The sequence below is a fragment of the Winogradskya humida genome (genome assembly GCF_016862215.1).
Classification (GTDB): Bacteria; Actinomycetota; Actinomycetes; order Mycobacteriales; family Micromonosporaceae; genus Actinoplanes; species Actinoplanes humidus.
Map to the genome: position 1 here is coordinate 22,498 of NZ_BOMN01000149.1, position 25,396 is coordinate 47,893.

Consider the following 25,396-nt stretch of genomic DNA (forward strand, 5'->3'; position numbering starts at 1 on the left):
AACCGGCCGGCGTTCGAATTCGATACCCGGGCTGATGCCCGGAGGCAGGCCCGCCTCGCTGCGCTGAGGCGCGGCGAGATCCCGAGATGACGGCAGGAGGTGGCACTGCCGTGCTCGCAGACAACAAGCCGATCCGCCCCGAGGTCCTCGCCGCGTTCTCCCAGGTGCCTGAGGTTGCCAAGGCGGTGCGCCAGGTCGCCAACGCGATCCGGCGTGACGCCCGCCGTCTGGCAAAGAAGAACACCGGCACCCTACGCCGGAATCTTCAGGTCGAGCGGGCCTACGACCGGGAGACGCGGGTCGTCTACTTCCGAGTCGGATGGGGGCCAGCCGCCTGGTACGGGTGGCTCGTCGAGGCCGGAAACGAGGAGAACGCCCCTGCCCCGCACCTGGTCCCGGCCGCGATCAAGAACGGTGCCGGCCCGGGTGTTGAAGACGGAGGCGCGGCATGAGCGTCCTGCGGACCGCGTATGTCACGGTCATGCCGCAGCTGGACTCGTTCGGCTCCGAGCTGACCAAGCGGCTCAAGCGCATCGACGCTTCCAAGGACGGCAAGCGCTTCGGGAGCCAGTTCTCTGCAGGCGCCCAGGAGAAGATCAAAGCCGGACTCAGCACAGGGCTCGGCGCGATCGGCCTCGGCGCAGGCATTGGCGCCAGCGTCAGTGCTGGCCTAACGGGTGCTCTCAATGTCGGCAAGGCGAACGACAAGCTGCGCGCCCAGCTCGACCTCAGCAAGGCTGAGAGCGGTCGCATCGGCACCGCGTCGGGCCAGCTGTTCGCCAAGGGCTACGGCGAGTCGATGAGCGAGGTCAACGACGCGATCGCCTCTGTCGTGCAGAACCTTCCGTCGTTGCGCAACGCCAGCGTGCCTGTCCTGAAAGAAATCTCGGCTGGCGCGCTCGACATCTCTCGCGTTTTCGGCGAAGACGTCATGAGCACCACCAGCGCCATCTCATCGATGCTCAAGTCAGGCATCGCCCCCAACGCCAAGGCCGCCCTTGACATCCTCACCAAGGGTTTCCAGTCCGGCGCCAACAAGGGCCAGGACCTGCTCGACACCTTCACTGAGTACAGCGTCCAGTTCGCCAAACTCGGCCTCGACGGTGGACAAAGCCTCGCCCTGATCAACCAGCTGCTTGCCGGGGGCGCCCGCAACAGCGACCTCGCCGCCGACGCGATCAAGGAGTTCAGCCTCCGGGCAATCGACGGGTCGAAGACCACCGTCGCGGGCTACAAGCTGCTCGGCCTCAACGCGGAGAGCACCGCCGCGGCGATCGCCAAGGGCGGCCCGGCCGCAACCTCAGCGTTCGGCACGATCGTCTCCAAGCTCAACAACATCCAGGATCCGATCAAGCGGAACACCGCTGGCGTCGACCTTTTCGGCACCAAATGGGAGGACCTCGGCGACGCCTTCCGAAACCTCGACGTCGCAAAGGCCACCAAGGGCATCGGCGACGTCGCTGATGGGACACAGCGCCTCGTCGACCAGTCGGACAGCGCCAAGATCACGTCTTGGGGCCGCAGCATCCAGGGTGCGTTCGTCGGCGTGATTAGCGGCCAGGCAATCCCGGCCGTCGAGCAGTTCGCGACCGCCAACCGCGAAAAACTCCAGGCGAGCATGCAGACCGCCGGCGACATCGGCCACAATGTTCTGCTGCCCGCCCTGCAGTCCTTTGGTTCATACGTCACCGGCACGCTGGTCCCCGCGGTTGGATCGGTCGTCGGATGGTTCCGCGAGCACGCCACAGTCACCCAGGCGCTGGCCGTGACTATCGGCGTCACATACGCCGTGATCAAGGGCTACGAGGTCGTCACCCGGGCCGCGGCCGTGGCCACCACCGCATGGACGGTCGCCCAGCGCATCGCCTCTGGCGCAACAAAGATCTGGGCTGCAGGACAGTGGCTGCTCAACGCCGCAATGGCCGCCAACCCGATCGGTCTCGTCATCGCCGGCATACTGGCGCTCGGTGCCGCCGTCGTCATCGCCTACCAGAAGTCCGAGACCTTCCGGAACATCGTGCAAGGCGCCTGGCAAGGCATCCAAACCGCCGCGCAGTGGGCCTGGGAGAAGGTCATTCGGCCTGCCGTTACGGCCATGGTCTGGTACTTCCAGAACGTCATCGCCCCGGTGGCGACCTGGCTCTGGAAGAACGTCGTCGGCCCGGCGTTCTCCGGCATCGGTTGGGCGGCCAAGGCCGCCTGGGTGGTGATCCAGATCGCCCTTAAGGCCTGGCAGAACTACCTGCAGAACGTGATCTTCCCCGTAGTTCGATACCTCTACGACAACGTCGTTAAGCCGGTCTTTTCGGCCATCGGCTCGGTCATCTCGGCCTGGTGGCGCAACGTCGTCGTGCCAGCTTTCAACGGAGTGCAGGCGGCGTTCTCCGCGGTCGGATCCGCCTTTTCTGCCGTCTGGCGCAACGTGCTTCGGCCGATGTTTTCCACCTTCGGTGGCTTTCTGACCAAGACGGTGGCGCCAGCCTTCGGCAAGGGCGTCGACGCCATCAAGGGCGCCTGGGCGAAAGTGGAAGCCGCAGCGAAGGTCCCGGTCGAGTTTGTGGTCAACTCCGTGATCAACCCGCTGGTCCGCGGCATCAACAAGGTCGCCGGAGCTGTCGGAGTGAAGGACCGGATCCCCGAGATCCCCGGTTTCGCCAAGGGCGGCCGGATCCCTGGCGCACCCAGCTTCGTCGACAACCGGATCGCCGCTGGCCCCGGCGGGCCACTGCACATCGCAACAGGCGAGTTCATCGTCAACAGCCGTGACACCTCCCGCGCCTTGCCGTTGCTGCGCTGGGTCAACGACGGCATGAAGGGCGGCCCGGCGAAGATCGCCCGCTACCTCGGCCGACCCCTGACCGGCGAGCCGGGCGATGGCAGCGAAGGCTACGCGTTCGCCGACGGCGGCCTGGTCGGCTGGGTCAAGGACGTCTGGGGTGCGCTCAGCGACCCGAAGAAGCTGATTAAGGAACCATTCGAGGCGGCGCTGGCGCGCATCCCCGGCGGCGGCATGGTTCGCGACTTCCTGGCAGGGGCGGCACGCCGCGTTCTCAACGGCGCGATCGGATTCATGAGCGGCGGCGGGGAAGCCGGTCGCGCAGGAGAGGCCCGCGCGTTCATTCAGTCGCAGGCCGGCAAGCCGTATGTTTGGTCCTCCGCCGGACCGAACGGCTACGACTGCTCCGGCATCGTGTCCGCGGCCTGGAACATCCTTAAGGGCCGCAGCCCGTACGCACACACGTTCTCCACCGCGTCTTTGCCCGGACCGTGGTTCGACACGGGCCGCACGTCCGGGCCGCTGATGGCCGGCTGGTCGCACCCGGGACAGGCGCCTGCCTCGGCGAGCGTCGGGCACATGGCCGGCGTCATCGCCGGAATGCCGTTCGAGTCCCGTGGCTCGCGTGGTGTCATCGTTGGTAAAGCCGCCCGCCGCGTCGGCGACTTCGCGAACCACGGTGCCGCTCGATTCGCCGACGGTGGTCTCGTCGGCGCCGGGCGCGTTCCGGTGTTCGACGCCGGCGGCACGCTTGCCCCGGGCATCAACGTCGTCAACAACGCCACTGGCCGCCCCGAGCCGCTCGTGCGCGCCAACGGCGACATGCTCGACCTGCTCCAGCAGATTCGCGACGCCTTGGCCGTCATCGACCGATCTATCGGCGAGGTTGGCAGCGACGTCGGCGACGCCCTGGGTACCGCCATGTCCACAGCGCGGAGGGTGGGGCGCGCAGGATGACCGTTCTGAAGCTCACTCGTGGCTGGCTGCTCAATATCGCTACGGGCCAGCTGTTTTCCTCGTACACCGATGACAGCTCGGCGAACCCTACTTACACCGAGGACGGCGACGTCGTCAACCATGCTGGCGGCCGCCAACGCGGGTACAGCATCGAGGGCGAGGCCGGCGAGTGGCCCGTCACCTTCGTCGACGTCAAGCTCGCCGACATCACGCTCCTTCGATCCTGGAAAAGCGAGACCGTCCTTTATCGCAACCACCGCGGCCAGGCTATGTACGGCATTTACTTCGCCGTCGTTCCGCAGGCGCACAAGACGCCCAGCCTCTACAACGTGCAGATCACTCTGCATCTGGAATCGATCGTGGCGGGCGTGTGATGCAGCCACCCGCCGCCGAACCGAGGTCGTACATGACCGACCAGCTGGTGCGCTGGCTGGTCCGGGATGCTCCATCGGTCAGGGTCGGTCGCGGCTTGGAACTCATCGACCGCGACCTGCAGGTGCTCGACGAGATCACCGAGCTGGAGGGCGGAACTATCCGCCGCGACTCATACGCCGTCCTGCACGCCACAGCCGAACTCGACATCGCGCGCGAGCTCGCCTGGGGCCGCGGCATTGTGCGCCCCTACCTCACCTTGGCATCGGGCAACATCCGCGGCGTGTTCCGGCTCGGCGCCTACTTTCTTAACACCCCGAGGCGGAGCCTCGGCCGCCGGCCCGGGCTATACCGCGTGCAGGGCTACGACTATTTGCATGGTCTCACCGCCCGCATCGGAGAAGCCTATGCGGTGCCAGCGGGTGCACCGGTACTCGAGCACATCATCGGCATTCTGCAGGGCCTCGGATACACGCAGTACGTCGTCGACCAGGGGGCCGCGGACCGAGTCGTACCGACGCCGGGCAAGGCGTGGGCGCTGATTGATGACCCGACCTGGCTCGGAGTGATTAACGACCTGCTGGGCAGCATCGGATACCAGGGCATATGGACTGATTGGGACGGCCGTCTGCGGATCGAGCAATACCACCGTCCGATCGACCGGCCGGCGGAGTGGGTTTACGACACGCTGCCGGACACGAGCATGCTGCTGCCCGACCGTGAGATCGAGGCGGACTTCTTCGATGCCCCGAACGCCTGGACCTTCTACCGCTCGAATATGCCCGACGATGCCCAGCCCACCCCAGGCAACGGGCTCTACCGCTACGTCAACCAGACGGTCGGTCCGACGTCCGTCGAGGCCCGCGATCGCGTGATCCCGGCACCGTCGGTCGGCTTGGACGTCGACAGCCAGGACGCGCTCGTCGCCGCGGCGCAGTCGCAGATCGATGCAGACATGGCAATCACGACCACCGTTACCGCGCCGACCGGTCTCAACCCCTTGCACTGGCACATGGACCGCGTCGACGTCACTGATCCCGAGATCGGCCCGCCGTTTCACGCGCTGGTGTCGGCATGGGAGCTGCCGCTGGCCGGCCGGTCGATGCAGCAGACGTGGACGATGATCCAGTGATCGGCTTCTCGACGGGCCTGATCGCCGTCATCCAGGAGCAGGTGCGCAAGCTCGCCCCTCTGTTCCGCGGGCAGGACTCCGCTCAGGGAATCCTCGTCTACCGCGACGCATCCGGTCTGAACGGTACGGCGATCTTTGACGGTTCCGAGGTTGAGGTACCGGTCCGGATCTCCGGCGTGCTGGATACCCGTCGCGGGCAGAAGGTAGCCCTGCTGCGTACCGGCGCCGTTTGGTCCGTCGTGGGCGTGCTGTCGATGGGCGGCATGGGCGAGGCCAACCGGCGCGGCGGTGTGACCGGTTCGGTCACCAAAGCCGACGGCGCGTACGCGGACATCGGCGGTATCCCCAGCACCAGCTTCGCCAAGCTCCACGCCACCTCGGCGGTTCGAATCGGGGTTGTCATCTCCCTGTTCTCCACGGTGGCCACCACCAAGGTCGAGATCGGCGCGCGGATCACCGGGACCGCGTGGCAGGACGGCACCGCCTATGACTCCGGCTACGTCAACCTGCTCGCGGCGCCGTATTTGTTCAACGCGGCCAACGACCACCGGCAGCTGGTCGGGATGGTGCGCCAGGTCGGGATGCCGCCCGGCGACTACTCCGTGGTCCTCGGCTGGCGACGCAACTCGGGCAGCGGAACCCTCACGATCGACACGAACGACTGCTGGACGGTCGAGGTCGACGAGATCAGAAGGCAGGCGACCTGATGGCCGGCACGATCACGACCACCACCGACGCGACCGCCCTGGACTTTCCGGGCCAAAGCTTCATCGATACCAAGGTCAAGTCCGGTGGCACGAGCCTGTTCGCAGTGACGCTGCTCGGTACGCAGCTCAACATCTGGCGCTCAGCCAACAGCGGCGCCGGCGCGTGGGCCGCGCAGCCCGGCATGGCTCTTACCCGGGCCGGCATCCAGGAGCTCGGCGGCTGGTTCGTCGACGTTTTCGGCTACGGGCATCTCACGTACCGGGTGTATGAAGGCGGCCGGGACCGGATCATGTACCGCCGCGTCAACCTCGAATCGAACCCCAACGCGTGGGGTGGCGAGCTGATGGTGTGCGAGGCCATCACCGGGGCGGCCGGGCAGGTCTACACCGGGTCGGACCTGGTCGCGATCAAGGCCGGCCAGGCGTGCATCGTGGCGATCGCCGCGGCGTTCACCCAGGGCGCGACCCAAGGCGTCGAGCTGCACGCCTTCCGGATCACCACCGGGCAGGCGTTCCCGTCGTCATCGCCGCGCGCCACGGCGGAGGTCTTCGCGGGCACCCGTAAATGGACGTGGTCCGGATCGGGCCGGCAGACCCCGGTCGTCGAGGTTCAGCACGGCGAGGACGGGCACACCGCGCCGTCACCGCACCTGTGGGTCGTGATGGGTCGCACCCGGGTCCTGGCGGCGCACCTCATATGGTCCGGGAGCCGGTGGACCGGGCCCGCGGCCGCCGCGCCGATCGACAACACCCAGGTTCCGCAGGACTCGATCGCCGCGCGGTGGACCTCCGAGCGCCTGGTGGTCGCCGGGGTGCTGGCGGCTTCCCCGGATGCGGTGTCGCTGGTGGTCCGTGATTCGTCGAACGCCTGGTCGTCGACCCGGTCGACGCCGGTGCACCCGGCGGGCAACATCCGGTCGAAGGCGATCTCGTACGACTGGATGACCCGGCTGCCGCGGATCTGGGCGGTGGGGACCAGCTCGAACCTGCTGTATTACATCGACCAGACCGGCGAAGGCTGGACGGACTGGGCGTTGTTCTCGACGACGCCGCTGCAGGACTACCGCTCGTACGGGGTGCGGCGCGGCAGCTGGGGCAACTTGCGCTACGACCTGTTGTGGGAGCCGGCCGGGTCGTCGCCGTACTCGCTGGTGCATGTCCAGCAGACCCTCGCGTATCCGCCGGACACCCCGGACTGGACGTACCCGACGCCGGCCAGCGGGTCCGCCGTGAACGTGGGCGACGCGCTGCAGCTGAACTTCACGTTTTCCGATCCGGATCCGCAGGACGTGCAGACCGGGTACGCGTTGTCGCGGCAGGTCGGCACCGGGGTAGTGCAGTACTGGCGCGAGTCCGACCGCAGCTGGCAGAACGTCGAGATCAAAAATGCCACCGGCAGCAACTATGTTGAGCTCGCCGCCGGGTGGGGCGCGTTCGCCGACAGCCCGCACGCCTACCGGGCCCGGGTGTGGGACGGCAACGACAGCGGGTCGGCCTACAGCCAGCCGATCATCGTCATCCCCTCCGCGCCCGCAGAACCGGTTCTGACGCAGCCGGTCGACGGCACCGTGTGGACCGCCGAAGCCCTCAACGCCACCTGGACGGTCGCCGAGCAGACCGCGCACACCGAACGCCTGTTCGCGACCTTCGACGACTTCCAGCGCGCCGGCGTCCAGCCAGGCCGGATGGGACAGGGCTACACCGCCACCACCCCGGTCGCCGCGTACACCGTCGCGGCAGGGGTCCTGACGATCAGCGTCGACGCGGTCGGCAGCCTCCGGAGGATCCGCGCCGACCCGCAGTGGGCCAGCCGCGAACTCGCCCTCGAGTTCCAGGTGCCGGTCATGCCCGCCGGGGCACCGGTCCGGGTCGAGCTGATGATGGCCTGGAACACCGGACCCACCTTCGTGGGCGCTTCGGTCACCGTCACCCCGACGGGGCAGGTCGTGCTCAACCTCGCCCGCTCGGTCAACAACGTGCTGACCCTGGTCGGCGGCGCGACGATCTTCCCGACAGGCGGGCATGCGACGACGCGCTGGTACGGGCTGCGCGTGCGCTACACCGGCAGCTACGAGGCGAAACTGTGGGACGCGGCGGGCCCGGAACCGACCACCTGGGACCTGATCGCCACCGCGGAGGCGCTCGGTGGGGAGCCGGCCCCCGGCGGGATCGCCGTGCAGGCCTGGCTCGACACCGGCAACACCAACGCCCTGCCGGTCGCCGTCCGGTTCCGGCAGTGGACCCGCGGAGTCACCGACCTGGTCTACGACAGCGGCTGGACCCAAGACTCCGCCATCCGCCAGACCGTGGTGCCGTACTCGCTGCCCAACAACTCGGCGTACGTGCTGGAGCTGCAGACCCGCAACGTGCAGGGCCTGCCGTCCGACATCGAATCGGCCCGGATCGTGGTCGACTACATCGAGCCCCCGCAACCCACCCTGCAGGTGACCGCGCTGCCCGAACTCGGCCTGAACCGGATCGCCGTCACCACCCCCTCACCGTCGGGCCAGACCCTGCCGAACCCAGGGTTCGAGACGACCCTGGCGGGATGGGTCGGGACGAACGCCACCATCACCCGCACCACCGCCCAGGCGCACAGCGGCAGCTGGTCGGTGCTGCTCACCCCCGACGGTGTCGGCGCCTCCCCGCGGATCGAAATCCCGCCGGGCCAGCGCATCCCCGTGGTGCCCGGGCAGTCAATGACCGCGGAGGCGTGGATCCGGCCCGGGCCCGGCACACCGCCGGTGCTCATCGGGATCAACTGGTTCGACGCCTCCGACGTCTACCTGTCGACCACGGCGACGGCCCTGCCCGCCAGCCAGGACGAGTGGCAGTTCATCACCGTCACCGGCAACGCCCCTGCCGGCGCGGCGCTCGCGAGCATCCATGCCGGCCTGGCCGACACCCCCGCACCGGCCCAGCGCGCCCATATCGACGATATGCGCCTGGCCCCGACCACCGGGCAGCCCGCGACCGCGTCTGTCGACGTCTACCGCGCGATCGCCGGCGACCCGAGCTCGGTGATCCGGATCGCGACCGGCCTACCGCAGCAGCCGGTCATCGAGGACAAGACCGCGGTGTCCGGCGTCGACTACCGCTACCTCGCGCGGGCGTTCGGCACGAACGGTGCCCGCATCGACAGTCCCTGGACCTGACCAAAGGAGGTATCCCGTGACCGCTCCGGATGACCCGGTTCTGCCGGGCGACCCGATCGAAGAGGAGGGGCAGATGCCGATCATCGGCGAAACCCCGACCTTGCCCCCGTACGAGCCCCCGGACCCGCCCCGCCCGCCGGTCATGCCCGCGGGGACCGCACCTGCAGAGGAGAAGACCTGATGGCGACCTGGATCCTGGTTCCCTGCCTGGTCAGTCTGCGTAACGAGTTCAACAAGCTCGCCCCGTCCCGCGACAAGGCGTCCGACGGGTCGATCGGCGACACCTCGCACGCGGCCGGGTCGTCGGATCACAACCCCGACGAGACCGGCAACACCCCGTCGGAGGACTCCGACCGCATCAACGAGGTGCACGCGATCGACGTCGACACCGACCTGAAAAAGACCGGCTGGGACATGCAGCGGTGCGTCGACATCATCGTCGACAACCACCGCGCCGGGCGAGACAACCGCCTGCAGAACGTCATCTACAACCGCCGGATCGCGTCCGCCTCGTGGGGCTGGACCTGGCGGGACTACACCGGCGTTTCGCCACACACCGAGCACGCGCATTTCAGCGCGCGCTACACCACCGCCCAGGAGAACGACCAGAGCCCGTGGGGCTTGGTCGCCGCAGAGGAGGACGACATGCCCACCGCATCCGAGGTCGCGACCGAGGTCGTCAAGCAGCTGGAAGCCGCCCGCGGGCAGGCCGCGATCGGAAAGGCCGTGATCGGCTACCGGTACGGCAGCAAGTCGTACCCGAACCGGGTCGTCGGCGATTTCCTGCGCGACCTGCACGCGGAGCGCGACGACTGGGTGGGCGACGGCAAGGGCGCCACGGTCGCGAAGCCGCGGGCCGGCTCGTTCGCCGAGATCCTGCGCGCGACCCCCGGCCGGGTCGACGCGATCACCAAGGCCGTCGCCGCGATCGCGTCGAACGTCGTTGCGGACGACGGGGACCGCAAGGCCATCCTCGACGCCATCGCGGCCGCGCAGAAGGCCACCGTCACCGCGACCGCGGAGGCCGTCCTCGACCAGCTCGGCGGCGCCGGGTCCGACGCCGCGGCGGCCGAGCTGCTCGTCGGGATCTACGGGCACGACCGGGCCGCGGCGATCGGCGACCTTCTCACCGCCAAGGCCGCGTGATCCCCGCGAAGGGGCTGACGCATGTATGAGCACACGCCAGAAGCCGGGCGCCTGGACCGTGGTCAAGGACGCTATCTCGTACCTCGGCGGCTGGGCACTGATCCTGCACCAGGCCGTCATCGTTCCGCCTCAGGACTTCAACCTGACCCTGCTGCTGCTCGGCGGGGCCCTGGTCGGGGTCCCGGGCATCAGTCAGCTGCTGGCCTCGCGTATCGGTGGATCACCGTCGCCGCCTCCGCCGCCGGATCAGCCGCAGCCCTCACCATCGCCGTCGTCCAGCGGATCGGGGGCTGACCGGTGACAGTGCAGGACAAGTCGACCCGAGCGGCGCCCGGCTGGTACTGGTGGGCCGCGATGCTCGCCTCGTCACTGGCCATGGGTATCGGCGCAGTGGTGATCTCGGTGCACCTCACCAACACCTCGCTACGCCAGCTGTGCTCGATCGTCGTCACGATGGACGACGACTACCGGAGCGAGCCGCCCTCGACGCCCACCGGTGAGCGCCTGGCGGGAAGTCTGGCCGAGCTTCGCAGGGAGTTGGGGTGCTTGGCACCGCAATAAACGGGTAGCCCCCCGCCCTGGCTGTGTTGCCAGGGCGGGGGTTCGGATTACCCGCCGATCGCCTGAATGAGGGCGGCGACCCCGATCAGCGTTTGGGGTAGCACGTAAATGCACGCCAGCACGATCTCTCGGTCGAGCTGGCGCGGTACCCTCAGTTTCCGATCGAGCCAGCGCGGTACTCTCGGTCTAACGGGCTGTTTCATAGGTGCTCCCAGGCAACTAGTGATCTGTCCGAAGGCGGCGCCCGGGTTGCACCCCGGGCGTTGCCGTTTTTTCGGCTTGATCACAACGGTATGCCGGAAAACCCTCGGAACGACAGTGACAACAGTTGACTCTGTGTTGACACTGCGTGGTGGCATCGGACATAGCTAGTAAAAGGTATCCATGCGACGCAGGTCAGTATCATTGCGACAAAGAACGCTCTGGAGCTCTGACCTGTTGTAACGGTCCCAGAAGTTATCCACGTCACACTGCTGGACGCCGGGCGTTTCGCAGGGATGGACTTCTGATCGGCTCGGACGCAGCGCGTGATCATGCAGCTTGAGGGCGAGGAACAACTCCTCAGGCAGCGCCGGTCTGACGATCTCGCTGCGCCCGGGTCGGCTCGTCGACGGCCGCAAGGTTGGCCATGTCGACGCCGGCCTCCTCGAGGATGCGCTGCACGGTGGCAATGGTGAGCCAGTCGAAGACGGCGTCGCCGTGCACGATCCGGTACCAGCGGGAGCGGCCACGACGCACGATCTCGACACGCCACCCGTCGGACGTAGCCATCACTGACTCGATCTCTGGCCCCATCCTGGCGACGCTACGCCGCAGGTCAGGTCAGGTGTAAGGAACGGATGGGAACTACCACCTTGTAATTCGACGTCGCTGTCCGCACGTCCTACAGGGCACCCGGACCGCGCCGCGTCATCCCGGGCAGCGTCGCCCGGCTCACCTCACAACCCGGCCACAAGCCGGACCTTGGAGAGCCATGACCCGCTGGAGCCTGGACCAGGGCGACGCCCTGGCCGTCCTGCCCACCATCGAGCCCGAGTCCGTCGACCTGGTCCTCACCGACCCGCCGTACAACTCTGGCGGCCGCACCCAATCCGACCGCACCAAGACCAGCGCCCGCGACAAATACGTCTCCGGCGACGCCCAGCACGCGCTCGCGGACTTCGTCGGCGACAACCGCGACCAGCGCTCCTACACGGCGTGGCTCGGCCTGATCCTCGCCCACTGCCTCACCGCGGCCCGGTCCGGGGCGTCGCTGCTGGTCTTCACCGACTGGCGGCAGCTGCCCGCAACCTCGGACGCCCTGCAGGCCGGCGGCTGGCTGTGGCGCGGCATCATCCCGTGGCACAAGCCGGTCAACCGGCCCAAGCTCGGCGGGTTCCGTGCCGAGTGCGAATACCTGCTTTGGGGATCCAAGGGCTCGATCGACGGCACCCGCAATCCGGTCTACCTACCGGGTCTCTATTCCGCGAGCCAGCCACGCGGCGCGAAGCGGGTGCACATCACGCAGAAGCCGCACGAGCTGCTCGTCGACCTGGTGCAGGTCTGCGTACCGGGCGGTCGGGTTCTCGACCCGTTCGCCGGGTCTGGGTCAACTGGGCTTGCCGCGCTGCAGACCGGCCGGTCTTTCTTCGGCATCGAGTCAAACGGACACTACGCCGACCTCGCCCGTCAGCGGCTAAGTGCTGCTTCGGCCTAAACATGCGTCGGCCTACGGACCCAGGTATTGGTCAATCTACCTATTTTTCAAGTTCCCGCGCGAATGTCTTACGATATCTTGTGATTCCGCGCTCAAGTGCAACTGTCAACTGCGAAATGGAATATTCAGTTTCTAAAGCGGCGGCTGGGGAGAAGCTTCCTCCCCATTGAATGGTCCTGATTAGAGATTGAACGGTTTCAGAAAGTTTCGCAACCTTGCTATTGATGAATTCCTCTCTGACTAGGACGGAAACTACGTATTGAATAGGGTCGGATTCAATCAATCCAGGGGGATGGGCATGAGTTCTGCCTAGATCCTGCACCCAGGTCTGACATTTAGCTTCGAGCGCGGCATAGGAACGAAGGCAGTAAAGGGCCAACGCTTCGGCTTGTTTGCCTAGTTCCCAAGGGATGTAAAGATTGTCCAGCGGTGCTGGCCGCCGCGGCGCTTCCTCTGCCTCGCTAGCAGGTTCAGTCGGGTCGCCGGTGTTTTGGGTCTCCTCCTGGTCCTTCGATTCTTCCTGTTGAGCCTCGTTAGCGACCTCAATCTCCGCAGCGCCGAGCGCAGCTTTCCGGGCCTGAGCTTCAATGCGTACGCCTGCAGCTTCAGCAACTGTTACTCGCGAAAGAAAATCACGAATAGGTTTCCGGAAGAAGCTCACGCAATACAGAATGATAAGCGGCCAAATGGCAACTTTGAGGTACGACAGCACTAGCTCAGCCCATCTCACCGAGACACCTTGTCATGCGAGGTGTCTACGGCACCACTGTGGATGGGCGGAGGGCGCACCGATCGGGTGACCTCAGCGGTCAGGTTTTAGGCAGCCTACGGAAGCAGGCCGCCGTTTCGCGCGTATCGCTCCCGCTGCCACGCCGCCACCCGCGCGGCCTGGTCCTCGTCCGCGCCGAGCTCGCGCAGCAGCCGAACAGCCCGCGTCCAGTCGTAGCCGAAGTTCCGTTCCAGCTGGACCACGAACGAGCCGAGCACGTGTCCGACCACATGCCGATCCGTCGTGATCTCCCGTAGCTCGGCGAGCGCCGCCTCGTCGGAGCAGTCCTTGTCCTTGCCGACCGTGAGCCGCTCGAGCGCGCCGGACAGCCCGGCGGATTCGAGCCGGGCCTGCTTGGTCGGCAGATCGGGATAGCGCACCACCAGCACACCGTACGACCATCACGAGACAGGAGCATCACCATGTTGACCAAGAAGTTCTGGCTGCAGGCCGGCGAGCGCGCGGTCAAGTCCGCCGCGCAGGCCTTGATCGGTCTCATCCCGCTCGATCAGTTCAACGTCCTGCACGCGGACGTCCCGCTCGCCCTGGGTGTCGCGTGTGGCGCGCTCGTTTTGTCGGTGCTGACGTCGATCGTCACCGCCGGGGTGGGGGAGAAGGACGATCCGAGCGCTGTCACCCGCTGACGAGCTAATCTGCCGACAGCCCGCCGTGTTCGTCGACGGCGAGCACGGCCAGCCGCGCGACGTCGTCGCCGGGCCTTTTGCTCCCAGCTGGCCGACAAGGCGGACCGCGCCGCTGGCGTCCCGCTGGATGCCGACGGCCGCCTGTCGGCATCCGTCACACCTGGTGCTCTCCGGTGGCAAGCCGCGCGCCTCGGCGAGATCTCCGTTCTGTGGTCCGGCTGGTGCTGCCCCTTCCCCGAAACCTGCTCGGGGAAGGGGCGCCCGTCACGTTCCGGACGTACCGCTGAACAGGAACGCGACGGCGGCGATTGCAACTCCGTAGAGCGCCACGGTGGTAGCTCCACCTGTCATGAGTCCGGCGGTGGCGTCGTTCGTGAGGACGCCGACGATGAGGCCGGAGATGAGTCCGATCATGGTGGCGATCAGGAGCGAGATGATCAGTGCGAACAAGCGGTTCGTGCTCACATCGCACCTCGCACCAGGTCGCATGCCCGGACGAATGTGGTGCGATTGTGGGCGATCCGAGCTACATCGCGGGTGTGTTTCAGGGCGTACGGCCGGTCAGATGTGTCCGGTGCGTCGGACATTTCCGGGGCGCTGGGTGTACAGTTCTGAACGGCGCGTGAGTGATACTCGGCCGTCTGGTCGCAGGTCAGCACGATGCTGAACCCCTTTCCTCTGCAGGCGGTTAGGGATGCGAACGCAACGACAGCCCCCTGTTGGTAGCAGGGGGCTGCTGCGTGTCCAGCGAAGATCAGTACGACTTTCGGCGGGCTCGCAGCAACTCGGCCGTAGCCGCGTTCACGTGGACCACAATAGAGCCTCCCACCGACAGTTGAGGGCACGGCACTCACCTGTGGTGCTGGCGGCCGCTCTCTAGCACCCATCGGTCGCCGTGTTCCATGGGGTTGGGCGAGATTTGCGGGGTTCCATGAGGTGTCGTCCAAAGTGAGTTGCGACACATCATTTGACCGTGGGTAGATCACCTCTATGGCTCGTTGCTCGACGCCCATTCCTCGCATGCCAGCGCGGCCAGGCGCACGACGTCGTCGAGCGACAGCCGGATGACCGGGTGATCCGGGCCGCCGGTGGCCAGGCCTCGCTCGGCCGCCGGCGACCATCCCCGCATTCCTTCCTTGTGATCCAGGGCCGCCTCGAGGCGAGCCCGGATCGCGTCCTGCAGCATCGTCATGCGTTTCACCGTACGGTCCCCGCCCCTCGTGGGCGGGGGCCTGTTTTTGCGTGGAGCGGGTCGCCTGGCCGAGTGCCGGCGCCCGGTTCCTGACCCTGCCTGGTTTCCCGGGCCTCGCCCCGGCTGGTTGCCGGGGCGGGGCGGTGGGTGAAGGTGGTGAGCGGTCCGGGCAGATTCGCGCTGTCCGGACCCTGGCTCACTTGTCCCTCTTGGTCGCCTTGTAGGTGACCAGGGCGACAGCCACGTTGGTGGCGATCACCATCCAGGTGGTCAGGATCTCGATCATCTCTTTCACCTCCCCTCTGCCTTGCTTGTACCTAAATCTTAGCATTTATCCCCTCGCATGCGCAAGGTTTTTACCCACGCATGCGCAGGGTTTACGGGCGAAACCTCTCAGGGATTGCCTGCTTAAAAACCTTGCGTATGCGACGGGTTTTGATAGACTTGAGGCACAACAGAAGAGAGGAGGAGCGAATGGGCGTCGAAGAAGCAATCGCTTTGGTAGCCGAGGAAGCCTGGCGGCAGGGCTTCCAGGTTCGACAGACCCGCACCGCCATGTGGCACTTCCGCAAGGAAGATCGCAACTGGTTCTTCACGGTGCGGACCGCAGGTGACCTGGTCACCGCGGTCGCGGTCTTGACCGAAGCAGGCTTCGACGCAGCACCCCTGCAGGGGAGCTGACCGAAGCGCCGGGGGTCGCCACCAGCGGCCCCCGGCCCCGGCCCCCAACACGCTCCACCTCGCCACACGAGAGGGTGACCCATGACCGACTGGACAGTGGAGGCCGAGTACGTCGGCCAGCTGACCGACGACGACCTGGAGGCGCTGACCGCCGATGCGCCACGGATCTACTACAACACCGACACCGGCACCCTGCAGCTGACCGCCGACCTCACCGCAAAGGACTTCGGTCCGGCACTGGCGGCCGCACGGCGGTGGGCCGAGCAGGCATCAGTCGCGCAACTGGTGCGTGACGGCAAGCTGCAGGGCCCGATCAGGCTCACCGTCGAGAACGCGCTGGGCCGCTCGTACCGGCTGCCGCTGCTCGGCGCGAAAGAAACCGCCGCCCGGCTCGGGATCACCACGAGCAGGCTCCGGGAACTGGCCGCAACCCCAGGATTCCCAGCCCCGAAAGTCGAGCTCGCCGGGGGCAAGGCCTGGTCAGGAGTCGACATCGATGCCTACGCCAGCACCCGCCCGACCGGCCCCGGGCGCCCACGTAAGTCGGCAGCCCCGGAGTAACCGTATTCTCGCGGGGAGGCCCCCGCACTGCTGCCGCCGTGCGGGGGCCTCGCCAGCCCGGCGAGCCACGCAGGGCCGGCGCCCGCGATAACGTACGTGGGGGGCCCTGCGGAAATTCGCGTTCCGCAGGACCCTCCAAACATGCAGCGCCCCGCCACGGCATCAGCCGTAGCGGGGCGCTCGTTCATCAGGGGCTGGCGGTCGACCTGGGTTGTCCAGGTTTCCGGCTTGTGACCATCTCAAAGGGTTGAGGCCAACCGTCTAAATCCTGGGGCGCGACGGTGTAGCCGCCGTCTACGCCGCTTCCAGCGCTCGTCATCTTCGGGGTCGTTTCGGTAGAGCAGCCATCCGCCGCCCATGACCGCAAGCCCTATAAGCGCAGGCTCGTTGAGCAGTGGGCCGCCCAGCTCGGCGTACACCCGAGCCAGGTAACGCCCGGCAATGAGCGGGGCGATGAACGGTGCGAGCTCCTGTCGGACGTGATGCATGACCGGCCAGAGCCAGCGCAGCGCAGCGACGGGGGCTCGCAGACGAGAGTGGCCGACCGTCCAGGCCAGAAATAGGACGGTCGCCAGCTGATACTCAACGGCGGCAATGTTGTGGTCCACGCCGTGACCGTAAAGGCCGCCGCTGCGCCCTGGGAATGGATGTCCCTCGATGGGGGACTTGACGACGTCAAGCTATTACCTGTTCATGGCCCGATTGGTGCCACCGCCGCGGGTCATCGATGACAGGCCCCCGCCCTTGTGGCGGGGGGCCTTTTAGCTGTGCTCGGTCGTGCTTGAGGCTGCCGCGGCCAGGACCAGGCGACGAGCCGCTCGGCCAGCACGACCGGCTCAACGTTGGGCATATCGCCGGCCGCGACCTCGAGCAGGGCGGCCATGTGGCGAGGCAGATCTGCGCCGTACGCGTTTCGCTGTTCGAGTTGAGCCCGCGCGCACGGCCACGCCAGGCCATCGGCCCAGCATGTCCACTTCGGCCGGACGGGCAGATGTTCCCTGGGCACTGATCATCCCCCTCGGGGCTATCACGCTCCGATCGCCCCTTTGATCAGAGTGTGACGTAAGTAGTCGACTGGCAGCCGTTGATCGCTGTTGATCAGCGTTTATCGTGATCGATTTCACGGAGTGCCGGGATCCTGCTTGGCCTAGGGATAGGCGCTCAGTCGGCGCCCTGCCTGTGATGTGAGTAATCCGTCATGCTGATACACCATCGGCGGGTTGGTTACGACCGGCATGCAGCGATGCGGTGCTGCTCGGTGACATCCGCAGCCCGTCTAACCACGACGGTGAGCTTGCGCGCTAATTCGGGCGGTAGGTGCGGCTCTGCCTGCGCAGCGAATGCCAGGAAGTACGGCACTCGATTGAGAAACGGCCGACGCTGCGCCCAGTATTCCGCCTGGTTGCTGGACAGATTGGCGCGGGCGGTAATGGAGTCGATGCTGACAAGCTTGTCGGCGGCGCTCGCGATGATGGTGTCAGGTTCGTCGATCGGCAAATTGGGCGCCTCGCCCTTGCTGAGTGCCTCATGCTCGCGTTCGATCGCACGCACGATCCGCAAGACGTCTGGACTGAGCCGTTCGGCAAGCAATGCATCGAGATCGATATCCGCAGGTGCGAAATAGGGTGCATCGTGCAGAATCACTGCGGCTATCAAATCTTCGCTTGCTTCCGGGTGGTGCTCCTCGATCGTCGCCGCCACGTTGACGGCATGACGGAAGGCTGGAGCGCCGTCGATGACTTCCCCCTCGCACCACTTCTTGGCGAGGTCCATAGCGACGGTGATCCGCTCGGGCCGGGGGCGCGACAACATACTCACAGCTGACTACTTTCTGTAGATTTGGGAGGGTAGGGTCGTTGCCGTGCCCATGACTCGCGAGGAGCTTCGAGACGCGACCTGTGTGGTATGTCCGGCTCAGCTTCTTGCCGTTGGGCAGTTCGATGTGTCGGATCGGCCGGGGCCGCAAAATCCGTACGACCGCGAGCGTGGCTACCGCGCGAACGCAAGTTCGGGGGTGGCGGTCTGCGTTCATCCATTCCGGGTCGGGCTGCCGCCGGGCAACTACTGCTCTGAGAATGAGCCGGTGCCGGCGACTCCCGAAGAGCCACCGGCACCGACCGGTCATGCATTGGATCTACCGGCCGACCAGAATGACCTTGAGGCGTGGATCATCGCGGTCGTCCGAGCCGCCGGCCCGCACCGATTGGACCGCGCCCTGGCCGCCGCCGAGACTGTCGCGGGTGAACGGTTCGGCGAGCAGGCCACGGTGACGGCTATGCGACGGGTGCTGACGGTGGAGCTGGTCCGCCAGCACCCGGGCCACGTCAGCTGACGGTGGCGAGTTCTCGTTCCTCCGCGTCGGCCTCGAAGTCGATCTCGTGGCCGCGGCCCATCCGCTCGATGCCCAGGCCCTCGTACTTGCGGCCCAGGATGTCGAGGCGGCGGAGCATCTCGGTCTTGTCCAGCCAGTAACGACGGTTCTGTTCGCCCCAGCCGGCGGCGGCGTAGCACTGGTCGGTGTAGTTGCCGTGCTCGTAGGCGAAGCGTTCCTGATCGGTCATGTGCACGAACCGGATGCCGAGCTTGCCGGTCATCGTCTGGCACAGCGTGTACTGGGCCAGGATGGCGTGGACCATCTCGTCGACCGGCGCGCTGATTTCGAGCTCGGCGGCGTGCTCGTCACCGTCGGACAGCTCGAACACCGCGGTCTTGAGGGCGAGCACGCGCAGGCCCTCGGTGAACAGGTCGGCGACGTCGCGTTGCAGGTTCCACTGCGAGATGAGCGGGTAGCCGGTGAAGGTCGCCCAGCAGTCGTCGTAGGCCTTCGACGAGCGCTCCAGGCGGCCGTACTCCTCGGTGCCCTCGATCTGGCCGAGGATCTCGGCAGCGCGTACGCCGACCTCGACCGGGTTGGGTAGAGCCATGATGGATCTCCCTTCATGGGGGTGGAGATGTTGCACCCGGGCAGCACTTTGGCACCGACCGGGAATCTGCGGTCGCCCCGCTCACAAGCGGCGAAGCAAGGAAAGCCGGTGACTCAACGGCCCGGCGTGAACGAGCAGCGGAAGGTCCGTGTCAGCGGTCACGGCGTGTCCCAGCCCTTAATCAGCCGCTCCCTGGCGAAAGGACCATAGTTTCGCGGAGCTTCGCGGGAACCTGGGATCGGCGCGTGCGTCACCAGGTACATGCCGTTTGGCTTGGCCTCAGCGACCAGCACGTGCTTGTGCTGCACCACCTCGATCGGGTCGGTGTCCGCGACTCTGACGGTCACCCGCTCGCCGACCTGGAGCGCCGTCATGACGGCCTTGACGTGGCTGAACGCTTCCGCGCTCCTCGAATTAACAGGGGCACTGAGGGCGCTGGTGGTGCCAGCACATCGCGAGCGGGGACCAGGGCAGTCGGCGCGTTCCATGAGGCGGTGTTCCCGCGGTGAGCCGAGACCGGATCGGGCGTTACTGCCGCGAGTGAACTGATTCGCCTGAATGCAGCATCACGTGCCCCGCGCTCATCTGCCCCCTCGCGCGCCGAGGCAAGGATCGCTCTGTAGTCCCTGTCGCGCTCTGGTCGGGGCTTTGCCCGCCTTGCCTTCCAGGTCCAGGTCCACGCTCGCATGGTTGAGTGCCTCCACCGTCGTCATCAGATCGGGGGAGGCGACAGGGTCGATGCCGTAGGAGAAAGCCTCCCCGCCGCCTCTGTCTCGATCGTTACGGTGCAATCACGCAATGTGGAGAGGTGGCCCGTTGCCATCTAGGGAGTTACTGAATTGGCAACGCTGGCAACACAAACGTTCACCTTCTTGTTGCGGCAACCGATCGCAGCGCCTCGCGGAAGTCGGCAGATGCGGACTCACCTGGATAGCGCGTGTGCAGCTCGGTGTCGAGCTCGCCGCCGACCATCAGCAGGGTGGGAAGCGACTTGCGCTGGCCGCCGAGAGCGTCGATCGCTGTCGCGACTGCGTGTTCGAGGTCACCTCCCCGGGCTGCGACCGCGGCAAGGGTCAACCGAGCCTCCGTCATCCGCATCGGGGAAAGATCGCCGTCCGGACTGCTGCCCAGCTTCAGCACGGTTCTCGCGTGCTCGGCTGCCAGCTCGTCGTCTCCCGCGAGGCGGTAGGCATCCATGGCGTAAAAGTCCCATTTCGCCGGATCGACCACGAAATGGTGGTCCGGGCGGGACGGGGCAGGCATGGAGGCGAGCAGGGCCCGGCCACGCTCCAGGGCATCCCGTACCGCATCTTTGTCCCGCACCCGGGCGTACGCCTTGGCTTCCTGACCCATGAGTTGCACGGCCGCGGACCCTCCTGGTGCGGCCTCTAGGCCGGCCTTCGCGGCGTCGATCACGGCGGCGTACCGCGACTGGGTCAGAGCGAACCAGGCCGACATCTCGAACGTCCAGCCGACGATCTCCGCGCTGCCGGCCTCTTTGCCGATCTGTCGCGCGGCTACGCGGGTCGCCTCGGCCGCCGAGCGCTGACCCATGTCGTACTCGAGGCACCCGGTGAGCAGAGCCAGCCAGCCAGCGGCGTGAAGGAGCCCCTCGTGGGCCACGAGCCCGACGGGCTGGCGTAGCTTCCGTTCGACCTCACCAAGCCAGCCGTGCGCTTCCCGTCGCAGGCTGGCGGCGTCTCGGATCGGGTACTCGCAGCACAGCTCGAACACCGTGGCCTCAAGGGATTCGATCGTGCCGGAGTCGACGGCGCTGGCGCGAATCCGACCGAGGAGCTCGGCAGTCTCCCACGGCCGGAAGTCGTCGACTTCAAATCGTTCCGGTTGTGGCGTGGCAACGAGAGCGGCCAGGTGTCCGTCCGTCTTGAGCGCCTGGTCCAGAGCACGGGCCAGATCGGCATTGGGTGGGCGTTGCCCACGGGCAACGCGGGAAAGATGACCAGCGTCAATTCGAGCTAGGCGAGAAAGCTCACGCAGTGATATCGCTCCTCGAAGCCGGGTTAGGGCTTGTCCGAACGTCTCCGAATCTGTGGTCATCACGCGCTCCCTGGTAGCGGTCAGGGCGGGGGCGACCAGCCGCTACAACTGGTCGCCCCGCTGGTCCAAGGTTAGCGCCGCCAGCGCAGCACTACGGCGCGGAGCTCACCACGGAAGACGTACGTCAGCACCGCAACCGCGAGCAGCGCCACCGGGTGGGCAAATACCCACCGGCACAGCTGCAGCACGACCACCAGGCCGAGCAGCCCGGCGATGACGGAAGCGAGCAGGCGCCAGGGCGAACGCAGCAGTGGCCGGCGCAGCTGGACGGCCCGCCGCGGCCGAATGGGCTCACCTTCCATCGGATCCTCGCTCACTCCTGCTCCTCACTCACACCGCGTGCGGCGCGGGCTTTCCGGATCGCCCGGGCCACGGTGCTGTCGCTGACGCGGTAGAGCGCGATCGCGTCGGCAATGATCTCGGCCCGCCTGTGATCCGCCCTGTTGCGCCGGTCGACGTACTCGAGCAGCGTCTCCGGTTCGCTTTCGACGGCCGGGTCCCCGTCGTCTAGGGCGAAGTCAATCTCCTCTGTCGGCGCCACGTATGGCTGGACAGGCGCGGTCGGGCTGGCCGACGGGGTGGGAGGGGGCTCCGGCTCGTACGCGGACTCCTCGGCCTCTGCCGAGTTGGTCTCGGTTACACCCTGGGCGTACGGGTCGCCGTAGCGCATGACGTTGCGAATTCTGGTCCCGAGCGGCACCACCGGACGCTCAGCGGGTGACAGTCGCCCCTCTCGAACTCGGGTGTCATCGCGAAAGGGGTGACTGTCGCCTCTGGTGGCTGCTCGTCGTCGTGGCTGGTCACGGTAGGTGTCAACGGACGCGTGCCGCTCTGACACTCCTTTCCGGCGGCGATCGGGGCGGCGGCCCAGCGGGGGAGGGGAGGGGCGGTCCTGACTGTCATCGTGCGGCGCCCGGTAACGCTGGTGCGTGGTCACGGCGAGGTAGACGACGGCCAGGGCGACGGCCAGGCCGACGAAGTTGCCCCATCCGGGAGAGGGCTCCGGCGCTCGTTCGGCAAGCGCGTACATGGCGGGGTTCATCAGGCACCTCCGAGGAGCCAGGCGGGGAAGGGGGCGAAGAAGCCGCAGAGGAAGTTGACGCAGCCGATCGTGAGGCTGCCGACGTTCCCGGCCGGCAGGTCGGCCATCATGCCGAGCAGGGCGGCTACCAGCTGGAGCCTCCAGTTGACCTGCCAAATGCCGGACTGCGGGAAGTTGATCGTGGCGACCCGGCCGAGCCGTCCGCTGAGCTTGGTAGGCAGCAGGGCGCCGACCGCGTATACGAACAGCGCTCCGACCAGGACGCCCAGGATGGCATTGGCGCTCGCCGCGGCGATGTATGCGCCCTTGGCCTGATTCAGGCCCGTGTCTATGACGTTGGTGACCTGGTGGACCGTCCATCGGTCCAGCGGACTGCCGTTGAAGCCCTCCCGCCAGGAGGCGATGGCCATGAGGAACGCGACGCGGTCGCGCAACCAATTCGGGCCGATGCTGATGTAGTCCACGGCGTACGCAACCATCAGCAGCACGGCAACCCCTGTGGGGGTCATCTCGTGTTCCATCAGACAAGGCCGCCAAAGTAGTCGCGCAGTTTGCGGCCGGACTGCGCGCACCACATCTCCAGGCGCGGGTGGTCCATGCGCTCGTTCTCGAGGACGCTCGCCATCTCGACGGCCTCGGCCAGGACGCCGGCGAGGATTCCATCCAAGGCGGGCGACTCGATATTGACGACGCGCATCAGGTCCTTGCGGCGCAGAACCTCGTGGGTGCCGTCGAAGATTCGGAATTGAACAGGTCGCCAGGGCTGCAAGCCGCCCCAGCCGTTCATTTGTGCCATGGTGGTGCAGCTCCTGTCGGGAGTGGCGGTGCCCGGTCCTTGGTGTCCAGCCCCTGACCGGGCACCGCGCGAATCTAAAAGCCGTCCGGAGTGAGAAAGACGGTCTTAATCAAGTCGCCCGAGGTTGGCCAAGGGCCCTCCTCGGTGCCGCCGATCTCCGTGAACCAGCCTTTGCTTTCGATGAACCAGACTTCGTATTTGTCGCCGTCCAGCTCTACGTGGAACTCCTGCGCGGGGCCGGCGAGCTCGCGCACCACAACTTCGTGACCCCCGACCTGGTGGGTCGTCTCGCTGAGGTAGCTCACTTCGCCTCCAAGAACTCGGCGCCGGCGCCGGGCCCGCCGAGGACCTCGGAGACGGCGGCCTTGTCAGCGGCCGGGGCATCGAACTCATCGCGCAGGACGTCGCGGGCATCGCGGCCTTCAGCCGCGGACTCCAGATCGGACAGCAGCGTCCGCTGCTCGGGGGTGAGGTGGTCGGATTTCATCGGTTTCCTCTCGTGCCGTCAGGCGGCCGGCTGGTCAGCGCGAACTCGGTGGGCCCGCAGTGCCTGTGTCCATCGCTCCTTGTTGCCGCCGAGCTCGCGGTACAGCTGGTTGCGGCCAGGGGGCGTGTCGCCGTAGGTCTTGCGGAGGAACGCGGCATCGGCCAGGGCGGTCGGCCCATGGCCGGATCGGCCGGCTGGTGCCGAACTGGTCGGCCGGATGTAGCGAATGCGGGGAGCCCGGCGGCCTGGCCGTCGAGGGGCGGCCGGCCGCCTTTTCTTGGCGGTCGTGTCAGCAAGCCGCTTCGCAGTCCGGGAGTCTGACCACTGTTTGAATCGGGCCCGCGCCTCGTCCGGTGAGCTGGCCGGCTCCCAAGAGGTGAGGTAGAGCGTTACTGCCCAGCGGTACGGGTGCAGCAGCTTTGCGGCGAGCGGCAAGCGCGGCATGGCCGGGTCGAGGTGGCCGGATTCGCGCATGGCCGCTCGGTGGCGCCAGCGGGAGCCGCGGGAGTAGAGGAAGAGCGCCGAGCCGGTCATGGCGGCGAGCACCCAGGCGATCAGGCTCGGAAAGTCGTGCGCTGCGGTCCACCAGTGGATGACGGCGGCGGAGGCGGCCACGTAGGCGACCATGGCGAGCCGCAGCATGCCGGTCGAGTCCTTGGCGCGCAGGTGCTTGTCGTAGAGATCCATGAGGTACGCCGCGCCGCCCTCCGCGCACGAGGCGACGGCCAGGCCGAGCAGCACGCCGGCTAGGTAGCCGAACCACGGGCGCTCGGCCAGGTACGGAACGGGGGAAGTTGCCAGCGAGGCTGTCACCTTCCCGCCGACCACGTCGGTCATCACGACGACCTGGAGAACGAACGCGGTGCCGAGTGCTGCGGCCGGTGGAATGAATCGCAGGCGGCTGGCGGCCGGGGCGGCCGGATGGTCGGCCGGGGGCGCCTTCCGCTCGTTGCGCCGCTGCTGTGCGAGCCGGGCGGCCACCCGTGCATCGGCGCGGGATGCGGCGCGCTGGCCACGCCACCGTGTGAGGCGGCCTGGCCGCTTGCCGCCCCACTCTTCGGCGGCCAGCTCGATCGCGCGGTCAACGTGCTGTGTCAAGGCCTGCGACCGTCCTCGAATCCCGGCCCACGCATCCGCGTGCTCGGTGGCCGGATCGGGGTGGCCGGGGGTGGCCGGGTCGATCGATGTCATGCCGACCATGCTGGCGCAGCTTTGACAGTTTTGCAAGTTCTGACAGAATTGAAAGATGAGATTGGCCCCGGGCGCGCGCCCTCATCGGCGCAGGCGGCATCTGCGAGACTTGACAGGATTGGCAGACCTGGCAGGAGGACCCCGCGTGCCTGACGAGACCTGGCTCAGCCTCGGTGAGGTGATCGCCCGATTCCGGGCGGCCGGCTTTCCCGACAGCGAAAGCACGATCAGGCGCCTCATCGATGACGGCGAGATCGAGTCCTACCGGTCTGAGCGAGCCGGAGGGCGGCGGGGGCACCGGCGCATGAAGGCAGCATCCGTGGATGCGCTCTTCGCGAGGCGTAGTCGCGACAACTCAGGAGATCTGAATGAGGCACCCAATGCCGAAGGTGGGGCGCTTGCCTGACCCCGGACACACGCGAGCCCCCGTCCTCGAGGACGGGGGCTTTCTGTGTCTGTGGTGGGGATGGCGGGAAAGTGTCCCCAATCTGTCCCCAACTACAGAGTGCTACTTGTCAAGAGCCTAGGTATAATGTGCCCCTGACCTGC

Annotated in this window: 34 protein-coding genes; 17 read left to right on the top strand and 17 right to left on the bottom strand. The window is 67.0% G+C overall.

Features of this window, described 5'->3' with window-relative positions:
• The first annotated feature begins 110 nt into the window (after positions 1–110).
• Genes Ahu01nite_RS48690 through Ahu01nite_RS48735 form a run of 10 tightly spaced genes read left to right on the top strand, consistent with a single transcriptional unit; the run spans position 111 to position 10,806 of the window.
• On the top strand, positions 111–452 hold the full coding sequence (locus tag Ahu01nite_RS48690; protein ID WP_203843596.1) for an HK97 gp10 family phage protein: 342 nt from the start codon (positions 111–113) through the stop codon (positions 450–452).
• A complete protein-coding gene (locus Ahu01nite_RS48695) occupies positions 449–3,733 on the top strand; it encodes a phage tail tape measure protein (RefSeq protein WP_203843597.1) in 3,285 nt (1,094 codons plus the stop codon). The genes Ahu01nite_RS48690 and Ahu01nite_RS48695 overlap by 4 nt, the downstream gene beginning before the upstream one ends.
• Entirely contained in the window at positions 3,730–4,107 is a 378-nt protein-coding gene (locus tag Ahu01nite_RS48700) for a hypothetical protein (RefSeq protein WP_203843598.1), read from the top strand. Before Ahu01nite_RS48695 ends, Ahu01nite_RS48700 begins: the two co-directional genes overlap by 4 nt.
• 32 nt (positions 4,108–4,139) lie before the next feature.
• Complete coding sequence (locus tag Ahu01nite_RS48705; RefSeq protein WP_203843599.1) at positions 4,140–5,237, top strand: hypothetical protein; 1,098 nt, start codon at positions 4,140–4,142, stop codon at positions 5,235–5,237.
• A complete protein-coding gene (locus Ahu01nite_RS48710) occupies positions 5,219–5,944 on the top strand; it encodes a hypothetical protein (protein ID WP_203843600.1) in 726 nt (241 codons plus the stop codon). Before Ahu01nite_RS48705 ends, Ahu01nite_RS48710 begins: the two co-directional genes overlap by 19 nt.
• On the top strand, positions 5,944–9,099 hold the full coding sequence (locus tag Ahu01nite_RS48715) for a hypothetical protein (RefSeq protein WP_203843601.1): 3,156 nt from the start codon (positions 5,944–5,946) through the stop codon (positions 9,097–9,099). Before Ahu01nite_RS48710 ends, Ahu01nite_RS48715 begins: the two co-directional genes overlap by 1 nt.
• Positions 9,100–9,115: 16 nt before the next feature.
• Positions 9,116–9,280 carry a hypothetical protein gene (locus tag Ahu01nite_RS48720; protein ID WP_203843602.1) on the top strand — a complete coding sequence of 55 codons (165 nt, stop codon included), beginning with the start codon at positions 9,116–9,118 and terminating at the stop codon, positions 9,278–9,280.
• The gene (locus tag Ahu01nite_RS48725; protein ID WP_203843603.1) at positions 9,280–10,245 is read left to right on the top strand and encodes a hypothetical protein; all 966 of its coding nucleotides are present in this window, start codon (positions 9,280–9,282) and stop codon (positions 10,243–10,245) included. The genes Ahu01nite_RS48720 and Ahu01nite_RS48725 overlap by 1 nt, the downstream gene beginning before the upstream one ends.
• A gap of 25 nt (positions 10,246–10,270) precedes the next feature.
• Positions 10,271–10,546, top strand: coding sequence for a hypothetical protein (locus Ahu01nite_RS48730; RefSeq protein WP_203843604.1), 276 nt, complete (start codon positions 10,271–10,273; stop codon positions 10,544–10,546).
• Positions 10,543–10,806, top strand: coding sequence for a hypothetical protein (locus Ahu01nite_RS48735; RefSeq protein ID WP_203843605.1), 264 nt, complete (start codon positions 10,543–10,545; stop codon positions 10,804–10,806). The genes Ahu01nite_RS48730 and Ahu01nite_RS48735 overlap by 4 nt, the downstream gene beginning before the upstream one ends.
• A 561-nt stretch (positions 10,807–11,367) precedes the next feature.
• Here Ahu01nite_RS48735 and Ahu01nite_RS48740 read toward each other — a convergent pair.
• Complete coding sequence (locus tag Ahu01nite_RS48740) at positions 11,368–11,577, bottom strand: hypothetical protein (protein ID WP_203843606.1); 210 nt, start codon at positions 11,575–11,577, stop codon at positions 11,368–11,370.
• 202 nt (positions 11,578–11,779) lie between these two features.
• Between Ahu01nite_RS48740 and Ahu01nite_RS48745 the strand changes: the two genes are divergently transcribed.
• Positions 11,780–12,502: a DNA-methyltransferase gene (locus Ahu01nite_RS48745; protein ID WP_203843607.1), complete on the top strand. Its 723-nt coding sequence runs from the start codon at positions 11,780–11,782 to the stop codon at positions 12,500–12,502.
• Between the two features lie 40 nt (positions 12,503–12,542).
• Here the strand turns inward: Ahu01nite_RS48745 and Ahu01nite_RS48750 are convergent, their stop codons facing one another.
• Positions 12,543–13,163, bottom strand: a complete 621-nt coding sequence (locus Ahu01nite_RS48750; RefSeq protein WP_203843608.1) for a hypothetical protein — start codon at positions 13,161–13,163, stop codon at positions 12,543–12,545.
• Positions 13,164–13,327: 164 nt separating this feature from the next.
• On the bottom strand, positions 13,328–13,654 hold the full coding sequence (locus Ahu01nite_RS48755; protein WP_203843609.1) for a hypothetical protein: 327 nt from the start codon (positions 13,652–13,654) through the stop codon (positions 13,328–13,330).
• Between the two features lie 39 nt (positions 13,655–13,693).
• Here Ahu01nite_RS48755 and Ahu01nite_RS48760 point away from each other — a divergent pair, with 39 nt between their 5' ends.
• Positions 13,694–13,915 carry a holin gene (locus tag Ahu01nite_RS48760; protein WP_203843610.1) on the top strand — a complete coding sequence of 74 codons (222 nt, stop codon included), beginning with the start codon at positions 13,694–13,696 and terminating at the stop codon, positions 13,913–13,915.
• A gap of 264 nt (positions 13,916–14,179) precedes the next feature.
• Here the strand turns inward: Ahu01nite_RS48760 and Ahu01nite_RS48765 are convergent, their stop codons facing one another.
• Both Ahu01nite_RS48765 and Ahu01nite_RS48770 read right to left on the bottom strand, forming a co-directional pair.
• Positions 14,180–14,380: a hypothetical protein gene (locus Ahu01nite_RS48765; protein ID WP_203843611.1), complete on the bottom strand. Its 201-nt coding sequence runs from the start codon at positions 14,378–14,380 to the stop codon at positions 14,180–14,182.
• 523 nt (positions 14,381–14,903) lie between these two features.
• Entirely contained in the window at positions 14,904–15,107 is a 204-nt protein-coding gene (locus Ahu01nite_RS48770; RefSeq protein WP_203843612.1) for a hypothetical protein, read from the bottom strand.
• A 474-nt stretch (positions 15,108–15,581) separates the two neighbouring features.
• Between Ahu01nite_RS48770 and Ahu01nite_RS48775 the strand changes: the two genes are divergently transcribed.
• Positions 15,582–15,788, top strand: coding sequence for a hypothetical protein (locus Ahu01nite_RS48775; protein WP_203843613.1), 207 nt, complete (start codon positions 15,582–15,584; stop codon positions 15,786–15,788).
• 81 nt (positions 15,789–15,869) lie between these two features.
• The gene (locus Ahu01nite_RS48780) at positions 15,870–16,349 is read left to right on the top strand and encodes a hypothetical protein (protein WP_203843614.1); all 480 of its coding nucleotides are present in this window, start codon (positions 15,870–15,872) and stop codon (positions 16,347–16,349) included.
• 239 nt (positions 16,350–16,588) lie between these two features.
• Here Ahu01nite_RS48780 and Ahu01nite_RS48785 read toward each other — a convergent pair whose 3' ends face one another.
• Both Ahu01nite_RS48785 and Ahu01nite_RS48790 read right to left on the bottom strand, forming a co-directional pair.
• Positions 16,589–16,957 carry a hypothetical protein gene (locus Ahu01nite_RS48785; RefSeq protein ID WP_203843615.1) on the bottom strand — a complete coding sequence of 123 codons (369 nt, stop codon included), beginning with the start codon at positions 16,955–16,957 and terminating at the stop codon, positions 16,589–16,591.
• 616 nt (positions 16,958–17,573) lie between these two features.
• Entirely contained in the window at positions 17,574–18,122 is a 549-nt protein-coding gene (locus Ahu01nite_RS48790) for an HD domain-containing protein (RefSeq protein WP_203843616.1), read from the bottom strand.
• A gap of 94 nt (positions 18,123–18,216) precedes the next feature.
• On the opposite strand from Ahu01nite_RS48790, the gene Ahu01nite_RS48795 reads away from it, so the two are divergent.
• On the top strand, positions 18,217–18,681 hold the full coding sequence (locus tag Ahu01nite_RS48795) for a hypothetical protein (RefSeq protein WP_203843617.1): 465 nt from the start codon (positions 18,217–18,219) through the stop codon (positions 18,679–18,681).
• Here the strand turns inward: Ahu01nite_RS48795 and Ahu01nite_RS48800 are convergent.
• From Ahu01nite_RS48800 to Ahu01nite_RS51205, 3 genes are all read right to left on the bottom strand, one after another.
• Positions 18,674–19,273, bottom strand: a complete 600-nt coding sequence (locus Ahu01nite_RS48800) for a hypothetical protein (RefSeq protein WP_203843618.1) — start codon at positions 19,271–19,273, stop codon at positions 18,674–18,676. The two genes, Ahu01nite_RS48795 and Ahu01nite_RS48800, sit on opposite strands and share 8 nt — an antisense overlap.
• Before the next feature lie 158 nt (positions 19,274–19,431).
• Complete coding sequence (locus Ahu01nite_RS48805; RefSeq protein ID WP_203843619.1) at positions 19,432–19,647, bottom strand: hypothetical protein; 216 nt, start codon at positions 19,645–19,647, stop codon at positions 19,432–19,434.
• 490 nt (positions 19,648–20,137) lie between these two features.
• Positions 20,138–21,058 carry an NsdA family TPR-like regulatory protein gene (locus Ahu01nite_RS51205; protein WP_498370818.1) on the bottom strand — a complete coding sequence of 307 codons (921 nt, stop codon included), beginning with the start codon at positions 21,056–21,058 and terminating at the stop codon, positions 20,138–20,140.
• Between Ahu01nite_RS51205 and Ahu01nite_RS51210 the strand changes: the two genes are divergently transcribed.
• A complete protein-coding gene (locus Ahu01nite_RS51210; protein WP_239159773.1) occupies positions 20,945–21,253 on the top strand; it encodes a hypothetical protein in 309 nt (102 codons plus the stop codon). The genes Ahu01nite_RS51205 and Ahu01nite_RS51210 overlap by 114 nt on opposite strands.
• Positions 21,254–21,402: 149 nt before the next feature.
• On the opposite strand, the gene Ahu01nite_RS48815 is transcribed toward Ahu01nite_RS51210, so the two are convergent.
• The 7 genes from Ahu01nite_RS48815 to Ahu01nite_RS48845 all read right to left on the bottom strand — a co-directional run bounded on the left by Ahu01nite_RS48815 (position 21,403) and on the right by Ahu01nite_RS48845 (position 24,847).
• On the bottom strand, positions 21,403–21,648 hold the full coding sequence (locus tag Ahu01nite_RS48815; RefSeq protein ID WP_203843621.1) for a hypothetical protein: 246 nt from the start codon (positions 21,646–21,648) through the stop codon (positions 21,403–21,405).
• On the bottom strand, positions 21,645–22,373 hold the full coding sequence (locus Ahu01nite_RS48820) for a hypothetical protein (RefSeq protein WP_203843622.1): 729 nt from the start codon (positions 22,371–22,373) through the stop codon (positions 21,645–21,647). Before Ahu01nite_RS48820 ends, Ahu01nite_RS48815 begins: the two co-directional genes overlap by 4 nt.
• Positions 22,373–22,882, bottom strand: coding sequence for a hypothetical protein (locus Ahu01nite_RS48825; RefSeq protein ID WP_203843623.1), 510 nt, complete (start codon positions 22,880–22,882; stop codon positions 22,373–22,375). The genes Ahu01nite_RS48820 and Ahu01nite_RS48825 overlap by 1 nt, the downstream gene beginning before the upstream one ends.
• Before the next feature lie 11 nt (positions 22,883–22,893).
• Positions 22,894–23,160 (bottom strand): hypothetical protein, encoded by a 267-nt coding sequence (locus Ahu01nite_RS48830; protein ID WP_203843624.1) that lies wholly within the window; start codon positions 23,158–23,160, stop codon positions 22,894–22,896.
• 83 nt (positions 23,161–23,243) lie between these two features.
• The gene (locus Ahu01nite_RS48835; RefSeq protein ID WP_203843625.1) at positions 23,244–23,474 is read right to left on the bottom strand and encodes a hypothetical protein; all 231 of its coding nucleotides are present in this window, start codon (positions 23,472–23,474) and stop codon (positions 23,244–23,246) included.
• The gene (locus tag Ahu01nite_RS48840; protein ID WP_203843626.1) at positions 23,471–23,656 is read right to left on the bottom strand and encodes a hypothetical protein; all 186 of its coding nucleotides are present in this window, start codon (positions 23,654–23,656) and stop codon (positions 23,471–23,473) included. Before Ahu01nite_RS48840 ends, Ahu01nite_RS48835 begins: the two co-directional genes overlap by 4 nt.
• 18 nt (positions 23,657–23,674) lie before the next feature.
• Entirely contained in the window at positions 23,675–24,847 is a 1,173-nt protein-coding gene (locus tag Ahu01nite_RS48845; protein WP_203843627.1) for a hypothetical protein, read from the bottom strand.
• Between the two features lie 145 nt (positions 24,848–24,992).
• Between Ahu01nite_RS48845 and Ahu01nite_RS48850 the strand changes: the two genes are divergently transcribed.
• Positions 24,993–25,253: a hypothetical protein gene (locus Ahu01nite_RS48850; RefSeq protein WP_203843628.1), complete on the top strand. Its 261-nt coding sequence runs from the start codon at positions 24,993–24,995 to the stop codon at positions 25,251–25,253.
• Positions 25,254–25,396: the final 143 nt, after the last annotated feature.

What these genes read in the sequence shown, in the direction of transcription:
- Ahu01nite_RS48740 (WP_203843606.1), bottom strand. Translation starts at nt 11,577, where the DNA reads ATGGCTACGTCCGACGGGTGGCGTGTCGAGATCGTGCGTCGTGGCCGC.
- Ahu01nite_RS48770 (WP_203843612.1), bottom strand. Translation starts at nt 15,107, where the DNA reads ATGACGATGCTGCAGGACGCGATCCGGGCTCGCCTCGAGGCGGCCCTG.
- Ahu01nite_RS48790 (WP_203843616.1), bottom strand. Translation starts at nt 18,122, where the DNA reads ATGGACCTCGCCAAGAAGTGGTGCGAGGGGGAAGTCATCGACGGCGCT.
- Ahu01nite_RS48715 (WP_203843601.1), top strand. Translation starts at nt 5,944, where the DNA reads ATGGCCGGCACGATCACGACCACCACCGACGCGACCGCCCTGGACTTT.
- Ahu01nite_RS48780 (WP_203843614.1), top strand. Translation starts at nt 15,870, where the DNA reads ATGACCGACTGGACAGTGGAGGCCGAGTACGTCGGCCAGCTGACCGAC.
- Ahu01nite_RS48725 (WP_203843603.1), top strand. Translation starts at nt 9,280, where the DNA reads ATGGCGACCTGGATCCTGGTTCCCTGCCTGGTCAGTCTGCGTAACGAG.
- Ahu01nite_RS48705 (WP_203843599.1), top strand. Translation starts at nt 4,140, where the DNA reads ATGACCGACCAGCTGGTGCGCTGGCTGGTCCGGGATGCTCCATCGGTC.
- Ahu01nite_RS48820 (WP_203843622.1), bottom strand. Translation starts at nt 22,373, where the DNA reads ATGAACCCCGCCATGTACGCGCTTGCCGAACGAGCGCCGGAGCCCTCT.
- Ahu01nite_RS48775 (WP_203843613.1), top strand. Translation starts at nt 15,582, where the DNA reads ATGGGCGTCGAAGAAGCAATCGCTTTGGTAGCCGAGGAAGCCTGGCGG.
- Ahu01nite_RS48700 (WP_203843598.1), top strand. Translation starts at nt 3,730, where the DNA reads ATGACCGTTCTGAAGCTCACTCGTGGCTGGCTGCTCAATATCGCTACG.
- Ahu01nite_RS48805 (WP_203843619.1), bottom strand. Translation starts at nt 19,647, where the DNA reads ATGACGGCGCTCCAGGTCGGCGAGCGGGTGACCGTCAGAGTCGCGGAC.
- Ahu01nite_RS48800 (WP_203843618.1), bottom strand. Translation starts at nt 19,273, where the DNA reads ATGGCTCTACCCAACCCGGTCGAGGTCGGCGTACGCGCTGCCGAGATC.
- Ahu01nite_RS48695 (WP_203843597.1), top strand. Translation starts at nt 449, where the DNA reads ATGAGCGTCCTGCGGACCGCGTATGTCACGGTCATGCCGCAGCTGGAC.
- Ahu01nite_RS48730 (WP_203843604.1), top strand. Translation starts at nt 10,271, where the DNA reads ATGAGCACACGCCAGAAGCCGGGCGCCTGGACCGTGGTCAAGGACGCT.
- Ahu01nite_RS48745 (WP_203843607.1), top strand. Translation starts at nt 11,780, where the DNA reads ATGACCCGCTGGAGCCTGGACCAGGGCGACGCCCTGGCCGTCCTGCCC.
- Ahu01nite_RS48840 (WP_203843626.1), bottom strand. Translation starts at nt 23,656, where the DNA reads ATGAAATCCGACCACCTCACCCCCGAGCAGCGGACGCTGCTGTCCGAT.
- Ahu01nite_RS48845 (WP_203843627.1), bottom strand. Translation starts at nt 24,847, where the DNA reads ATGACATCGATCGACCCGGCCACCCCCGGCCACCCCGATCCGGCCACC.
- Ahu01nite_RS48795 (WP_203843617.1), top strand. Translation starts at nt 18,217, where the DNA reads ATGACTCGCGAGGAGCTTCGAGACGCGACCTGTGTGGTATGTCCGGCT.
- Ahu01nite_RS48830 (WP_203843624.1), bottom strand. Translation starts at nt 23,160, where the DNA reads ATGAACGGCTGGGGCGGCTTGCAGCCCTGGCGACCTGTTCAATTCCGA.
- Ahu01nite_RS48760 (WP_203843610.1), top strand. Translation starts at nt 13,694, where the DNA reads ATGTTGACCAAGAAGTTCTGGCTGCAGGCCGGCGAGCGCGCGGTCAAG.
- Ahu01nite_RS48825 (WP_203843623.1), bottom strand. Translation starts at nt 22,882, where the DNA reads ATGACCCCCACAGGGGTTGCCGTGCTGCTGATGGTTGCGTACGCCGTG.